We start from the raw sequence: 14,472 nt of genomic DNA on the forward strand, positions 1-14,472 counted from the left end.
AATCGGCCGATTCAGGCGGAATCGCCTCGGTGGCAAGCAACTTCCCGGGAGGCTCGGAGGAGCAACCGCTGTCCCTCCGTGCATCTTCCAGGAAAGCTGATTGGCTTGTGCCGCCAATGCACGGTCGTCGTAATCGTCAACCGGCTGGTAGACATGTGCCGGATCGGCCAACGCTCCAGCACCATCGTCCGCCTCGACAGAGTCCGGATCGACCGAAACTGCGCTGATCAGCACGCTGGCCTGGTCTTCTATTATGTACCGACGCCGTCGCCACGGGCGGCATCCGAATTTTGGGTGGTTTGGCCGAGTTTCCCGCTCCCTCTGCCACCAGCCCATTCGGCAAGGACCGTCGGCAGCGCTGGCAGGGGGGTGCCGTATCGACTGCGGGTTATCATGCCCATTGGCATGAGACCCTGGGCCTGCCGCCGTTCAAGTTCCAAGGCCATTGGCGCAATGCGGCGTCCAGTGATACGCGGTCTTGGGCTCGGCCGTAGGCAGGGCGACCGCGCGGCCATCGACGTAGTGGGCACGTGCCTTCTGCGCCGCCTCCAGGATGCCAACCGTATCGGCGCCTTGGACGAACACCTTGAGGTTGAGCGCGGAGGCAGCGGTGACCAGGCGCGTGAGCGAGGTCGTGGCCTGCCGGACGTTGCGTGGCAGTGACTTGGCATCGACCGAGACACCGAGCAGGCGCACCACCGCCAGCTCTTGAAGCTGGCCGCCGTTCGACGGCAGTTCAACGATCACGCCACGGCCATAAGGCCTGAGCGCGAGTGCGATCTCGACCAGGCGGGCGGCCGGCGTGCCGTTGGCGGCACCGTGCACTTCGAACAGCAGGAAGCGCTTGTAGTGCTCGGGAATCTGACGGCACAGGTCGAGGTACTTCTCCCGTGCCGCGCGGTTGCTCAGCGAGTTGAAGTTCACCGGTACCAGCATCTGCGCCATGCCGTCGGCGTTCAGCAGCCGGTCGAGGGCCTTGATCGCCCGACCGACGATCAGACAGTCGAGCTCGTGCAGCACGCTTTTCAGTTCCTCGGGCGTCGTGACATCGGCCAGGCGCTGCATGGCGTGCGTACCGGTCTGCTCGTTCAGCATGGCCCGATAGCCCGTGACGGCGCCGCGCGACGAGTGCCAGATCGGCGCGAAGCGGACGCCGGCGGTGCGCACCAGCTCGGTGCGCCAAGCCCGCGCCGCGGCCTCCGCCCGTTCGCGCATGTGCCGCAGCTCGAGGGCGATCGTCTCGGCAACCGATTCCGCTCCGCCATTGTCGATGTCGGCCCATTTCAACTCGGCGACGGTATGGTCGACCTGCAAGCCGATCTGCGGCGTCTGCCGGGCCAACATCGAGGCGATCTCTTCGCCGATCGACTTTGTCTTGGCCTCCGCGTGGGCCTTGTCGGGCGAGGCGAAGCATAAAACGAAGGTATCGTCGCCGTGGCGCTGGTACGCATCCTCATCTGAGATATGTCGTTGGATGGTCTGCTCGGCGATGCGGCAGGCGATGTCGGCCACCGCGCTCCAGCGCGCGCCCAACTGCTGCTTGATCTCCGCCATGCCGATCAATTGGATGCTGCCGGCCATGATCGTCGGTGAAATGGCCGTGCGCATCTCGCCGAGAGGTCGGCGGCGGACCGCCGCTCGGGGCGGCGGTGTGTCGGCGGTCAGCGCGAGCAGCATGCGCGCGAGCTTCTTCAAACCGGTGCGAACCAAGGCCATGGCGCGCTACCTCTCGCCGGTCAGGCGGCAAGCGCACGCCGGCAGGATCGCCGTTACCGCGGTGCCGCATCCGGGACGGCTGTCGATGCGCAGCTCGCCGCCGTGCAGCCGCACCAGGCGCTCCGCGAGCGGCAACCCCAGGCCGATTCCGCTGTGGCGGCGGGTCATCGATCCATCGATCGAGCGGAACGGCTGCATCGCGACGACGACCTGGTCTGGCGTCATGCCAGTACCGGTATCGGTCACCTCGAAGGCGACGGCATCGCCGTGTCCAGTGGCGCCGATGCTGACCCGACCGTCTTGTCCGGAAAACGTGATGGCGTTCGACAGCAGGTTGGTCAGCGCCTGCTTCAGCCTGTCCGGGTCCGCCGCGATCGGTGGGACGGTCGAAGGTCGCACCACCAGCTCGACCTTGGCAGCCTCGGCCTGCGCGGCGACCGATTGGGCGCATTCCTCGACGATGGCCTGCGGCTCAACGCGGCGCGGCCGCAATTCGAGCTGTCCGGCGGCAAGCTGTGACAGGTCCAGGGTGGCGTCCACGATCGACAGCACCCGCTCTCCGCCGGTGCGGATATGGCTGACGTAGTCGACGTAGCGCCGGTCGCCCAAAGCGCCATGAACCTCGCTCAGGATCAGCTCAGCGAAGCCGATCACGGCGTTGAGCGGCGTGCGCAGTTCGTGGCTCATGGTGGCCAGGAACTCGGTCTCGGCCCGAGCCATGGCTTCCGCCTGGACTTGAGCTGCGACCGGATCGGCCGGCGACGGCGTGGCCTGGGCCGCCATGGACGGCCTGGCGTCGCCAGGCGTTCCCTGCCCCAGCGCGAGTCCGGCGGAGATAGACGATGCCACCGCCGCGACCAGTGATCCGGCGACGATCAGGCGATGAGAAAGTGACGGCAAGCCGTCGCCAGCCGGGTCGGCCAGCGTGGCGGCGAGCGTCACGAGGGCTGCGGTGACCGCAACGGAGGCGACCGTCGCCGGCTCCAACCTAGGCATCGCGACGCTCCAAGATTGCGGCGGCCACAACGACCGAAACACGGCCGATCACGCTGCCGCGCTCGTCCCGGACGCTGATGGCAAAGCCGAGGTGGAAGCCGTCGCTGCACCCGATTTCGGCGCACATCGTCACGGCCTGCAGCATGGCCGCGCTGTGGCCGGGCAAGGCGATGCCTCCTGGATCATCGTCCGTGCCTCGCTCGCCGTGGATCTGAAAGAAGTAACGCCGCATCGATAGTCTCCGCCAATTTGCGTAGACCTGGGGCGTCGGCGCCGTGAGGAAAACTTGTAGTATTACGAGTAAACGCCGATACTGGTAAAAGTACGGGGGTACTCGAACCGATCTTGTCGGGATGGTGTTTCGCGGTCGCTTCGAGCAACCGGTTGCGTTCGGTGCCGCCGCGGCGAAGGCGATCGGCTCAGACGCCAGGAGGGCAATATGCCCCGAACAAGCGCGACCGCACATCGCAACGGTGGAACCGCCGGACGTGAGCCGAGCGGACCCAAGGCGAGCGCGTCCGCGGAGGTTGATCCGTCAATGCGGCAGAGCGGCATCCGCGTGGTGGGCGAGGTGCCGTGGGGCAGCCATATCTGCATCTTCTACGAGACCAAGGAGGATCTGCTCGATACCGCGGCGGCCTATTTCAAGGCCGGCCTCGCGAGCAACGAATTCTGCATCTGGGCAATCTCGACGCCGATCGGCGAGGCGGAGGCCAAGGCCGCGTTGCGTCGCGCGATCCCCGACCTGGAGGTGCAGATCAAGGCCGGGCGGATCGAAGTTCTCCAAGGCACCGACTGGTATCTGCGCGGCAACCAGTTCGACCTGCAGCGAATCACCGGCGGCTGGAACGAGAAGCTGCGCGGCGCGCTGGACCGGGGCTTCGACGGCATGCGGGTCAGCGGCAACGCGTTCTGGATCGAGTCCAACCACTGGCAGGCGTTCTGCGAGTACGAACGCGAACTCGACCGTTCGCTTGCCGGGCAGCGGATGGTAGTGCTCTGCACTTACTCGCTGCAGGCCAGCCGAGCGGTCGACCTGTTGGACGTGGCGCGCGCACATAATTGCTGCACTGCGCGACGCAACGGCGAATGGGAATTCCTGGCGACGCCGGAGCTGCGGCAGGCCAAACAGGAGATCGAACGGCTGCAAGGCGCGCTCGGCGTGCTGTCCAAGCCGTTCCCGGGACATGAGCTACTGACGCCGCGCGAGCGCGTCGCCCTGGCGCAGATCGTTCGCGGCGCCTCCAGCAAGGAGGCAGCGCGCATGCTCGGCATTAGCCCGCGCACCGTCGATTTCCACAGGGCCAACGTGATGCGCAAGCTCGGCGCCAGGAACGCCGCCGACCTCGTGCGCCGGGTGCTCGGAGATTGAGGGGCGCGGAATGTATCGCCCTGGGCGTATCCGGCTCTTGATCGAACCGGTCGTGGATGGCCCCCCGGACGAGCTGGCTGGTATCCATCTATCCAGTCAATGGCTGCCCAGTCGGCGACGAGCCGGTCTCGGTTTCAGGTGCGAATGGCTCCTCCCCGCCCACTGCCGCCGAATGACACGACGGAAAGCAGGGGCAATCGCCGGGCACGGCTCGAACCGGCCTGGCCCAGCGCATCTTCCCAAGGACTCCGCGACTGCACCCTCACCCTCTCTCGGTTAGTCTCACCGCCTTAACCCCACCGTTGCGCACCCCGAGGCCGGAAGCCGATGACCGACGTCACCCTGCAGTCGATCTACGCCGCGCGCCGGGCGATCCACGGGGTCGCCTGCCGGACGCCGCTGGTCCCGGCCTACGCGCTCGCCGGCGGCGACGGGCTCGACCTGCGGCTCAAGCTGGAGACCGCGCAGCCGACCGGCGCGTTCAAGCTGCGCGGGGCCGCCAACGCCGCCGCCCGCCTCGCGCCCGACGCGCTGCGGCGCGGCGTGGTCTGCGCCTCGACCGGCAACCACGGCCGCGCCGTCGCCTTCGCCGCCCGGCGCCTGGGCGGCCGCGCGGTGGTGTGCATGTCGCGGCTGGTGCCGGAGAACAAGCTGGCGGCGATCCGCGCGCTCGGCGCCGAGACCCGGATCGTCGGCGACAGCCAGGACGAGGCCCAGGTCGAGGTGGCGCGGCTGGTCACCGAGGAGGGGCTGAGCGAGATCCCGCCCTTCGACCACCCGGACGTGATCGCCGGCCAGGGCACCATCGGCCTGGAACTGCTGGAGGACTTACCCGAGCTGGACACGGTCGTCGTGCCGCTGTCCGGCGGCGGGCTGATCGCCGGCATCGCCCGCGCCGTGAAGAGTGCGGCCCCCGCGGTCCGGGTGATCGGGGTCAGCATGACCCGCGGCGCCGCCATGCAGGCCAGCCTGGCCGCCGGCCGGCCGGTCGACGTGCGCGAGGAGCCGACCCTGGCCGACTCGCTCGGCGGCGGCATCGGGCTCGACAACCGCTGGACCTTCCGGATGGTGCGCGAGCTGGTCGACGAGGTCGTGCTGTTGAGCGAGGCCGAGATCGCCGCCGCCATGCGCCGGCTGTTCCTGGAGGAGGGCTGGGTGGCCGAGGGCGGCGGCGCCGTCGGCGTGGCGCTGCTGCAGGAACCGCACCGTGCGCTGCTGGGCCGGCGGGTCGCCATGATCGTCTCCGGCCGCGGCATCGACATGGAGCTGTTCCGGCGGGTGGTCGACGGCGAGGTGCCGTTCGAGAAAGGAGTCGCCGATGGCTGAGGTCCTGGTCCTGACCGAGCGCGAGCTGCGCGGCTGCGTCGCCCTCGACCTGGAGGCGGTGGAGATCGTCGAGCGCGCCTTCGCGGCACTCGGCGACGGCAACGTGGTGATGCCGCCGGTCCTGTCGATGGCGATCGAGGAGCGCCACGCCGAGGTCGACGTGAAGACCGCCTATGTCCCCGGGCTCGACGGCTTCGCCATCAAGGTCAGCCCCGGCTTCTTCGACAACCCCAGGCGCGGGCTGCCGAGCCTGAACGGCATGATGATCGTGCTGAGTGCCGAGACCGGCATCGTCCAGGCCGCCCTGCTCGACAACGGCTACCTGACCGACGTGCGCACCGCCGCCGCCGGCGCGGTCGCCGCCCGGCACCTGGCGCCGAAGACGGTGCGGCGCGCCGGGGTGCTGGGCGCCGGGCTGCAGGCCGAGCTGCAGATCCGCGCCCTGGCGCTGGTCCGCCAGGTTCCCGAGGTGCTGGTCTGGGCGCGCGACCCGGCGAAGGCCGCCGCCTGGGCGGCCCGCATGGCCGATGCCCTGGGGGTTCCGGTGACGCCCTGCGCCAACGCCGAGCAGGTGGTGCGCGGCTGCGACGTGGTGATCACCACGACCCCGTCCCGCAGCCCGCTGGTCGAGGCCGACTGGCTGCACCCCGGCCTGCACGTCACCGCCATGGGCTCGGACGCTCCGGACAAGAACGAGCTGGCCCCGGCGGTGCTTGCCCGGGCCGACCGGTTCGTGTGCGACCGCCGCAGCCAGTCGGTGGTGCTGGGCGAGCTGCGGAGCGCGATCGCCGCCGGCGCGGTGCCGGCGGACTGGCCGGTCGACGAGCTCGGCGAGATCGTGGCCGGGCACAAGCCGGGGCGCCGGTCGGCCGACGAGATCACGGTCTGCGACCTGACCGGCACCGGGGTGCAGGACACCGCGATCGCGACCCACGCCCTGCGGGTCGCCCGGGCGAGCGGGGCTGGCCATGCCGTCCAGAACTAGGGGCGGCCCCCCGCAGCTCGATCGCCCCCGCCTGGATCGCCACGACATCGGCATCCTGAAGGCGCTGATGCGCGACGGCCGGATGACCAAGGCCCGGCTCGCCGAGACCGTGAACCTGACCGCCAGCCCGTGCTGGGAGCGGCTCAGGCGGCTGGAGGAGTCCGGGGTGATCGCCGGCTACGCCGCCCGGGTCGACGTCAAGAAGCTGGCCCCGGCGACCGTGGTCATGGTCGAGCTGGCGCTGCGCCAGCACCGGGCCGAGGATTTCGAGCGCTTCGAGCGAGCGGTCCGGGCGATCCCGGAGATCGTCGAGTGCCAGGCCACCGGCGGCGGCGTCGACTACGTCCTGAAGGTCATGGCCCCCGACGTCGACGCCTACCAGCGGCTGATGGACGGCCTGCTGGCGCGCGACCTGGAGATCGAACGCTACTACAGCTACATCGTCACCAAGACGGTCAAGGAGACGGCGGAACTGCCGCTCGACCGGCTGCTGGGGGCCGCCGACGCGGCATCGTAGCCGCAGAGGAATCGTCTGCGACCGCGCCGCCGCGCAGACGATCCGTCGGCGATCCGGCCGGAGTTCAGCGGCACCCTCTGCGTCCGATCCCCTACCCTGCCGGCTCGCGACCGGAACGGGGGTGCACCATGGACGACATGCCGACGACCAACGACCTGGAGACCATCGACCGCGCCCGGGTGTTCCACCCGTCGACCCACGCCGCGCAGTTCGCCCGCGGCGAGGCGCCGAGCCGGATCGTCACCGGCGGCTCCGGCATCCGGATCCGCGACCGCGACGGCCGCGAGAGCCTGGATGCGTTCGGCGGCCTGTACTGCGTCAACGTCGGCTACGGCCGCCAGGAGATCGCCGACGCGATCCACGCCCAGGCCTCGCAGCTGGCCTACTACCACGCCTATGCCGGGCACTCGAACGAGCAGATCATCCGGCTGTCCGACCGCATCGTGCGCTCCGCCGGCATGGGCATGAGCCGGGTCTACTACGGCCTGTCCGGCTCCGACGCCAACGAGACCAACGTCAAGCTGGTCTGGTACCTGAACAACGTGCTCGGCCGGCCGGAGAAGAAGAAGATCGTCTCGCGCTGGCGCGGCTACCACGGCTCCGGGATCATGACCGGCAGCCTGACCGGGCTGAAGCTGTTCCACGACGCCTTCGACCTGCCGCTGGCGCCGGTGCTGCACACCGCCTGCCCGCACCACTGGCGCGGCGCCGAGCCGGGCGAGAGCGAGCGCGACTACTCGAAGCGCCTGGCCGCCGAGCTGGAGGCGCTGATCGAGGCCGAGGGCCCGGAGACGGTCGCGGCCTTCATCGGCGAGCCGGTGATGGGCACCGGCGGCATCATCCCGCCGCCCGAGGGTTACTGGCAGGAGATCCAGGCGGTGCTGAAGCGCCACGACATCCTGCTGATCGCCGACGAGGTGGTGACCGGCTTCGGGCGCACCGGCCGCTACTTCGGCTCGCACACCTACGGCATGGAACCGGACCTGATCACCATCGCCAAGGGCCTGTCCTCGGCCTACCTGCCGCTGTCCGGGGTGATCGTCGGCGAGCGGGTGTGGCAGGGCCTGGAGCAGGGTGCCGACCAGCTCGGGGTGATCGGCCACGGCTGGACCTACTCGGCGCACCCGGTGTGCGCGGCGGCCGCCAACGCCAACCTGGACATCGTCGAGGCTGAGGATCTGACCGGCAACGCCCGCGACACCGGCGGCTATTTCCAGCGCCGCCTGCACGAGACCTTCGACGGCCACCCGATGGTCGGCGAGGTGCGCGGCGTCGGGCTGCTGGCGGCCATCGAGTTCGCGCCGGAGAAGCACGGGGCGTCGCGCTACGACCCGGACCTCAAGGTCGGCCCGAAGGTGGCGGCGGCGGCGCTGGAGGAGGGCCTGATCGCGCGGGCCATGCCGCAGGGCGACATCCTCGGCTTCGCGCCGCCGCTGGTGATCACCCGCAGCGAGGTCGACGAGGTGGTCGAGCTGACCCGGCGCGCCGTCGACCGGGTGCAGCAGTCACTCTGAAGGCGACGCCTCAGAGCGCCGCGAACTCCGCGTTCAGCCGGTCGGTGACCAGCATGCAGCCGGGCGCGTGGGTGATGCAGAAGTCGACGCCGGCGGCCTGCAGGGCGGCCTGCGGGGTGACGCCGCAGGCCCAGAACACCGGGGTCTCGCCCGGCTCGATCTCGACCGCATCGCCGTAGTCGGGCGCGCCGAGGTCGCGGATGCCGATCGCCGCCGGGTCGCCGATATGGATCGGCGCGCCGTGCACGCTGGGGAAGCGGGCGGTGATCTGGGCGGCGCGCAGCGCGTCGGCCGGCCTGAACGGGCGCATGCTGACCACGGTCGGCCCGCGGAACGGCCCGGCCGGCTCGGTCGGGAGCGAGGTCCGGTACATCGAGACGTTGCGCCCGCTGTCGACATGGCGCAGCCGCAGCCCGGCCGACACCAGCGCCTCCTCGAACGAGAACGAGCAGCCGAGCACGAAGGCCACCAGGTCGTCGCGCCACAGCCCGGCGATGTCGTGCGGCTCGTCGGTCAGCGCGCCGTCGCGCCACACCCGGTAGCGCGGCACGTCGCTGCGCAGGTCGATGTCGGCGCCCAGCGCCGGAATCCCCGGGTCGCCCGGCTCGCCGACCCCGATCACCGGGCAGGGCCGCGGGTTGCGCACGCAGAACCGCAGGAAGTCGAAGGCCCAGCGCTCCGGCAGGATCACCAGGTTGCCCTGCACGAAGCCGGGCGCCATGCCGGCGGTCTGGCCGCGATGCCGGCCGGACCGGGCGGCGGCGCGGGCGTCCCTGCCGGTCTGCGGCACGGGAGCGGTGTCGGGAGCGTTCATGGGCCGGGCGATCCTCCGATGGCGGGATGATCCGGATCGCACGATATATCGGTCCGGCCGGCGATGGGTACCCCCGTCGGGCGCATCCGGCGCTCAGGCGGCGGCGCAGCCGCATCCCGCCGTTCCGGCCGCCTTCGCCTCGGCGTCGGCGACGCAGCACGCGTCGGCACCCACCGGTGCCGGGCCGCCGCAGCAGCCGCCCGCAACCTCGACATCGGCCGGCGCACTGCACACCCCGGTCTCCGGCAGCACCAGCTCGACCCGCGACGCCGCCTCGACATCGCCCGCCAGCCAGGCCGCGATCGAGCGGACCTGCTCGTAGCCGGTGGCCATCAGGAAGGTCGGGGCCCGGCCATAGGCCTTCATGCCGACGACGAAGAAGTCCTTCTCCGGATGCGACAGCTCGCGGGCGCCGTGCGGGCGCACCGTACCGCAGCTGTGCAGGTTCGGGTCGATCATCGGGGCCAGCGCGACCGGCGCCTCCAGCCACGGGTCGAGGCCGAGGCGGATCTCGCGCAGGATGTCCAGGTCCGGCCGGAAGCCGGTGGCGCCGACGATCTCGTCGACCAGCACCGAATGCGGCTCGCCGCCGCTCAGCCCGGCCACCCGCAGCGGCCCGCCGGCCTCCTCGACCGCACGGATCCGGAACGGCATGAGGAGCTGCAGCCGGCCGGCGTCGACGGCCGCACGCACGCGATTGCCGAGCTCGCCGCGGGCCGGCAGCGCGTCGGCCGACCCGCCGCCGAGCACGGTATCCAGGCGGTCGCGGCGCAGCGCCCAGATCACCCGGGTCCCGGGCGCCGTCGCCTGCAGATCCAGCAGGTCCAGAATGACGTTCATGGCGGAGTGGCCGCTGCCGACGACCAGCACCCGCCGGTCGGCGTAGCGCGCCCGGGCCTGGCCGAGGACGTCCGGGATGCCATAGGCGATGCGGTCGGCGAACCGGTCCTCGCCCGGCACCGTCACGCCGCCCGAGCCGAGCGGGTTGGGCGACCGCCAGGTGCCGGAGGCGTCGATCACGGCGCGGGCTGCGACGGTGCTGCCGTCGGCGAGCCGGATCTCGAAGGGCTGCGTCTCCCGCCCCTCGGTCCTGACCTTGTCAAAGTCCTTGCGCCCGACGGACAGGACCCTGCTGTCGAAGCGCAGAAAGGGCCGGATCCAGTCGAGACGCGACAGCGGCTCCAGATAGTGCGCGACGATCTCCGCCCCGGTCGGCAACCGCTCGTCCTCCGGTGCGGTCCAGCCCGCCGCCGCCAGCAGGCGCCGCGCCGCCGCGTCGATGCAGTAGCGCCAGGGCGAGAACAGCCGGACGTGGCCCCATTCCCGGATCGCCGCCCCGACCGCGGCGCCGGCTTCCAGCACGACGAACGGCAGCCCGCGCTCCGCCAGATGCACCGCGGCGGCCAGGCCGACCGGCCCGGCCCCGATGACCGCCACCGGCAGCGTCCCGACGATCTTCCTGTTCGCAGCCACGTCCCGTTCCTCCAGCTTGGCCATCGATGCATCGATGGGTGATATATCGAGTGAAATAAAAAGCCGTCAGCCGCATCCCGCCGGCAGGCAGCCTTCCGGCCCGCAGGCATCGGCGCCGCCGGCGGCGATGCAGGCGCCGACCTCGCTCCACGCCTGCACGGCAACCCGGAACGCCTCTCGCCCCCGGTCGGTGATCGCGTAGACCTTGCGGTGCCGGCCGCCGACCACCTCATGCTCCACGGTCACGTACCCGCCGGCCTCGAACTCCTTGAGGACCGGATACAGCGCGCCCGGAGTCGGCGAGCAGCAGCCCTGGGTGGTCTGCTCGACCGCCTTGCCGATCTCGTAACCGTGCAGCCGGCGGCGATTCAGAACACACAGGATGAAGAACTTCGACAGGCTCATCTTGATGAGCCCGTTCCAGTACCGTGGGTCGGTGTAGTCGACCTCGCCGCCCTTCAGGGCCGTCGCCGCTCGTGCCGGTTGCGCTTGCATGCCGAACGGATAGCGCATCGGAACCCATACATCAACAGGTAATATATCGCCCATCGATATATTGGCCGACTGCCGGTCGCTACGCGTAGGCCCGGGTGAACGGATCGTCCGGAATCACCGGTTCCGCGGTCGCCGGCACGCCGCCACGGCGCGTTCCGACCTCGATGTTGATCCACTTCTCGGCCAGCGCCGGCGCGAGGGTCCGCCCGTCCGGCAGCGACAGCCACAGCCGCATCAGATGCCGCCGCCGCTCCGGCTCCGGCCAGTCCTCGTAGGCGGTGCGCGAGTGGAAGATCACGTGGTTCTGCAGGAACTGGATGTCGCCCCGCTCGAACTGCAGCCGCAGGCAGAACGCGTCCTCCTCGCAGATCGCATAGTACAGGTCCAGCGCCTCCCGCTGGGCGTTCGACATGCGCGGCGCCTCGGGAAACCGGGCCAGGGACTCGATGTACTGCCGCACCGGCGAATAGCCGGTGAACTGACCCCGGTGCCAGTTGAACAGCGGGACGCCGAACCACGGCAGCTTGCCTGCCGGCACCTCGCCGCGCCGGTCCATGTAGACCGGCCTGTACAGTTCCGGCAGCAGGTCCGGACGCCGCCGCATCAGTTCGTCGTGCACGGCGATGCCGCTGACGATCATGCTCTCGCCGCCGGTCCTGGCCCGGTTGACGCAGAGCAGGGCGACGACGTCGCAGGAATCCGCGTGGAAGCAGAGTTCGGCGTTGGTCTGGGTGATCCGCTTGTTGGCGTCGCCGACGGCGTCGCCGACGTCGATGACGTGCCCGACCAGGTGACCGTTGCGATTCTGGGTGACCGGGTCGCCGATGTGGCGGCACAGCCCCCAGTAGATCCGCATCAGCGTCTCCCGGTCGTAGCGCTCGACCGGCAGGCCCTTAATGTAGCCGAAGCCGAGCCCCGACCGGATCTGCGCACGCAACGCGCCGAGCCGGGTGGTCAGGCGGTCGAGCGGAAACTCGTCCCGGCCGATCTCCAGGATCGTCAGGCCCCGCTCCCGGGTGAACTGCACGGCGGCGTCGATCTCCTCGAGGTCCCCGGCCTCCAGCCGGCAGTTCCAGTCGTCGCGCGCCAGAACCTGCGGCACCGTCCAGGCGAAGCTGCCGCCGATCGGCCCGGCCGGCATGGTCGGAGTGTCGGAGTCGTTCATGGCGGATCCCCCTCGGCGCTGATTTCGGCGCGCCAAGCATTCGCCCGTTCCGGCAATCGGAAAAATTTTTCTTTCTGATCAAGGCTATTTCGAATTCTATGGGAGAAGCAGTTTCCAAGCGGGGAACAGACGGTGCGCCGTCATCTGCCGAGCCTCGAACGTCTGCGCACGCTGCGCGAGGTTGCACGCACCGGCAGCTTCTCGGCCGCCGCCGAGACGCTCGGCCTGACCCAGCCGGCCGTCAGCAACCAGATCCGGCAGCTCGAGCAGGAGGCCGGCGCCCGCCTGCTCGAGCGCATCGGCAGGAACGCGCGACCGACACCGGAAGGCATGGCCCTGATCGCCGCCGCCGACCTGGTTCTGGGCGTCATCGAGGACGCGCTCGACGAGATTCTGCGAATGCGGGCCGACGTCGCCGGCGGGCTGGTCCTGGCGACCGGCGCCACCGCAACGCGCTACCTGTTGCCGGATGTGATCTCCGATCTGACGGCCCGGCACCCTGCCATCGACCTGCGCATCGTCACCGGCAATACCGCCGACCTCGTTACCGGCATCCGCGACGGATCGATCGACATCGGGCTGCTGACCGCGCCGGTCGAAGGCCCGCAGATCGAGCAACGCTTCCACTATCGCGACCATCTGCTCTGCATTGCGCCGCCGGGGCAGGCTCCGGCCAAAACGACGGTCGGGCCCATGGACCTCGAAGGACACCGGCTGGTCCTGTTCGACCGGGCCGGCTCGATCCGCCGGGCGATCGACGGCTGGCTCGATGCCGCCGACCGCGCCCGGATCAGGATCACGGACATCGGCAGCTCGGATGCCCAGGTGGCCTATGTCGGGTCGGGCTTCGGCTGGTCGGTGATCTCGGAGATGGCGACCCGCGAGGCGGCGGCCGCGGGCCTCGTCGAGGTTCGGCGGCTCGATCCGCCGATCTACCGCGACCTGGTGCTGGCATGGCGGCGGGACCGCGAGTCGCTGCCGGCGATAGCCGCCGCGCTGGCCGTCTTCGGCGAATACGCCGAGCCGAACGGTTGCCTGTAGCCGACCCGAGGCTGACGACCGGCGGCCCTCATGCCACGTCGAAGCTGCGCTGCAGCTCGGTCACCAGCTGGTCGGCGAAGCGCGCCGAGGCGACCGGCAGCGCCCGGTGGCGCAGCTGCCCGAGCAGCAGCACGCCGGCCGGCACGTCGCGCGCGTCGACCGGCGCGCTGACCAGGTCCCCGGCATGCACCGGCGGCTGCAGGCCGATCGGGATCTGGAACGCCAGGACCGCCTCGTTGGCGGCGTAGTGCCGCAGGAATTCGAAGCTGTCCGACTCCAGCGTCGGCGTCAGGGTTTCCCCGCGCCGGGCCGCCGCCTGCTCGAGCAGCTGGCGGACCCCGTAGGGCACGGTCGGCAGGCACAGCGGATAGCGCTGGACGTCGCGCAGCCGCAGGGTCTCGCGCCCGGCCAGCGGATGGGTCGGCGCCATCACCGCATGCACCGCCTGGCGGACCACCGCCAGGGCCTGGAACTCGGCGAGCCGCACCGGCTCGAACACCAGCGCCAGGTCGCAGCGGTAGCTGGTCAGCTCCTGCTCGGCGGCGGCCCGGTCGCGCGGCAGCACCGAGAAGGTCACCGCCGGATGCGCCCTGCGGTAGGCGGCGATCTGCCGGGGCAGGAAATACGGCAGCAGGGCCTGGCTGCAGGCGATCGAGACATGGCCGCGGCGCACGCCCTCCAGGTCGGCGATCCGCGATTTCAGCCGGTCGAGGTCGGAGATCTGGCTGCGGATGTGGTGGATCAGCAGTTCGCCGACCGTGTTGAGCCGGACGCCGCGCGGCAGGCGTTCGAACACCTGCGCCCCGAGTTCCTCCTCGAAAGCCTGGATGCGCCGGTTCAGGGCCGATGGCGTGATGTTCAGGGTCTCCGCCGCCTTCCGGATCGAGCCGACTTTCGAGACCTCGTCGATGAACCGGTAGGTGACCAAGTGCCTCATCGAACGCGCCTTCTCGCCTAGTGATGCGTTTTTTGCACCGTTTCGCGACGATAATAGCAGAAGACGGAAACACTCGCCCTCCCTAGCGTCACCTCCAGGACATGGCCCCGACGGGTGGCGG

14 protein-coding genes are annotated in these 14,472 nt (G+C 70.3%); 6 read left to right on the forward strand and 8 right to left on the reverse strand.

Translation table 11 applies throughout. The features are described from left to right. Nucleotides 1-429: 429 nt before the first annotated feature. From RIC31_RS15265 to RIC31_RS15275, 3 genes are read right to left on the reverse strand one after another with little or no spacing between them, the layout of a single operon-like run. A complete protein-coding gene (locus RIC31_RS15265) occupies nucleotides 430-1,716 on the reverse strand; it encodes an EAL domain-containing protein (RefSeq protein WP_350109262.1) in 1,287 nt (428 codons plus the stop codon). 6 nt (nucleotides 1,717-1,722) lie between these two features. Beyond that, entirely contained in the window at nucleotides 1,723-2,712 is a 990-nt protein-coding gene (locus RIC31_RS15270; protein WP_350109265.1) for a sensor histidine kinase, read from the reverse strand. Continuing rightward, nucleotides 2,705-2,944: a DUF6894 family protein gene (locus RIC31_RS15275; protein WP_350109268.1), complete on the reverse strand. Its 240-nt coding sequence runs from the start codon at nucleotides 2,942-2,944 to the stop codon at nucleotides 2,705-2,707. Before RIC31_RS15275 ends, RIC31_RS15270 begins: the two co-directional genes overlap by 8 nt. A 306-nt stretch (nucleotides 2,945-3,250) precedes the next feature. Here RIC31_RS15275 and RIC31_RS15280 point away from each other — a divergent pair, with 306 nt between their 5' ends. The 5 genes from RIC31_RS15280 (at nucleotide 3,251) to RIC31_RS15300 (ending at nucleotide 8,426) form a co-directional block, all read left to right on the forward strand. Beyond that, on the forward strand, nucleotides 3,251-4,084 hold the full coding sequence (locus tag RIC31_RS15280) for an MEDS domain-containing protein (RefSeq protein ID WP_350109270.1): 834 nt from the start codon (nucleotides 3,251-3,253) through the stop codon (nucleotides 4,082-4,084). Between the two features lie 327 nt (nucleotides 4,085-4,411). After that, complete coding sequence (gene eutB, locus RIC31_RS15285; protein ID WP_350109273.1) at nucleotides 4,412-5,410, forward strand: hydroxyectoine utilization dehydratase EutB; 999 nt, start codon at nucleotides 4,412-4,414, stop codon at nucleotides 5,408-5,410. After that, nucleotides 5,403-6,395, forward strand: a complete 993-nt coding sequence (locus RIC31_RS15290; protein ID WP_350109276.1) for a cyclodeaminase — start codon at nucleotides 5,403-5,405, stop codon at nucleotides 6,393-6,395. Before eutB ends, RIC31_RS15290 begins: the two co-directional genes overlap by 8 nt. Next, nucleotides 6,379-6,912: an Lrp/AsnC family transcriptional regulator gene (locus RIC31_RS15295; RefSeq protein WP_350109279.1), complete on the forward strand. Its 534-nt coding sequence runs from the start codon at nucleotides 6,379-6,381 to the stop codon at nucleotides 6,910-6,912. The genes RIC31_RS15290 and RIC31_RS15295 overlap by 17 nt, the downstream gene beginning before the upstream one ends. Before the next feature lie 128 nt (nucleotides 6,913-7,040). Next, on the forward strand, nucleotides 7,041-8,426 hold the full coding sequence (locus RIC31_RS15300; RefSeq protein ID WP_350109282.1) for an aminotransferase: 1,386 nt from the start codon (nucleotides 7,041-7,043) through the stop codon (nucleotides 8,424-8,426). A gap of 10 nt (nucleotides 8,427-8,436) precedes the next feature. Here RIC31_RS15300 and RIC31_RS15305 read toward each other — a convergent pair whose 3' ends face one another. From RIC31_RS15305 to RIC31_RS15320, 4 genes are all read right to left on the reverse strand, one after another. Then, the gene (locus RIC31_RS15305) at nucleotides 8,437-9,240 is read right to left on the reverse strand and encodes a putative hydro-lyase (RefSeq protein ID WP_350109285.1); all 804 of its coding nucleotides are present in this window, start codon (nucleotides 9,238-9,240) and stop codon (nucleotides 8,437-8,439) included. A 93-nt stretch (nucleotides 9,241-9,333) separates the two neighbouring features. Continuing rightward, nucleotides 9,334-10,713, reverse strand: a complete 1,380-nt coding sequence (locus RIC31_RS15310; protein ID WP_350109288.1) for an FAD-dependent oxidoreductase — start codon at nucleotides 10,711-10,713, stop codon at nucleotides 9,334-9,336. Nucleotides 10,714-10,779: 66 nt separating this feature from the next. Continuing rightward, a complete protein-coding gene (locus RIC31_RS15315) occupies nucleotides 10,780-11,226 on the reverse strand; it encodes a PadR family transcriptional regulator (RefSeq protein WP_350109292.1) in 447 nt (148 codons plus the stop codon). 61 nt (nucleotides 11,227-11,287) lie between these two features. Next, on the reverse strand, nucleotides 11,288-12,373 hold the full coding sequence (locus RIC31_RS15320; RefSeq protein ID WP_350109295.1) for a TauD/TfdA family dioxygenase: 1,086 nt from the start codon (nucleotides 12,371-12,373) through the stop codon (nucleotides 11,288-11,290). Nucleotides 12,374-12,505: 132 nt separating this feature from the next. On the opposite strand from RIC31_RS15320, the gene RIC31_RS15325 reads away from it, so the two are divergent. Next, nucleotides 12,506-13,414 (forward strand): LysR family transcriptional regulator, encoded by a 909-nt coding sequence (locus tag RIC31_RS15325; RefSeq protein WP_350109297.1) that lies wholly within the window; start codon nucleotides 12,506-12,508, stop codon nucleotides 13,412-13,414. Nucleotides 13,415-13,442: 28 nt separating this feature from the next. On the opposite strand, the gene RIC31_RS15330 is transcribed toward RIC31_RS15325, so the two are convergent. Further along, on the reverse strand, nucleotides 13,443-14,351 hold the full coding sequence (locus tag RIC31_RS15330) for a LysR family transcriptional regulator (RefSeq protein WP_350109300.1): 909 nt from the start codon (nucleotides 14,349-14,351) through the stop codon (nucleotides 13,443-13,445). Nucleotides 14,352-14,472: the final 121 nt, after the last annotated feature.

The sequence above is a fragment of the Thalassobaculum sp. genome (assembly GCF_040219615.1).
In the GTDB taxonomy this organism is placed as follows: domain Bacteria; phylum Pseudomonadota; class Alphaproteobacteria; order Thalassobaculales; family Thalassobaculaceae; genus Thalassobaculum_A.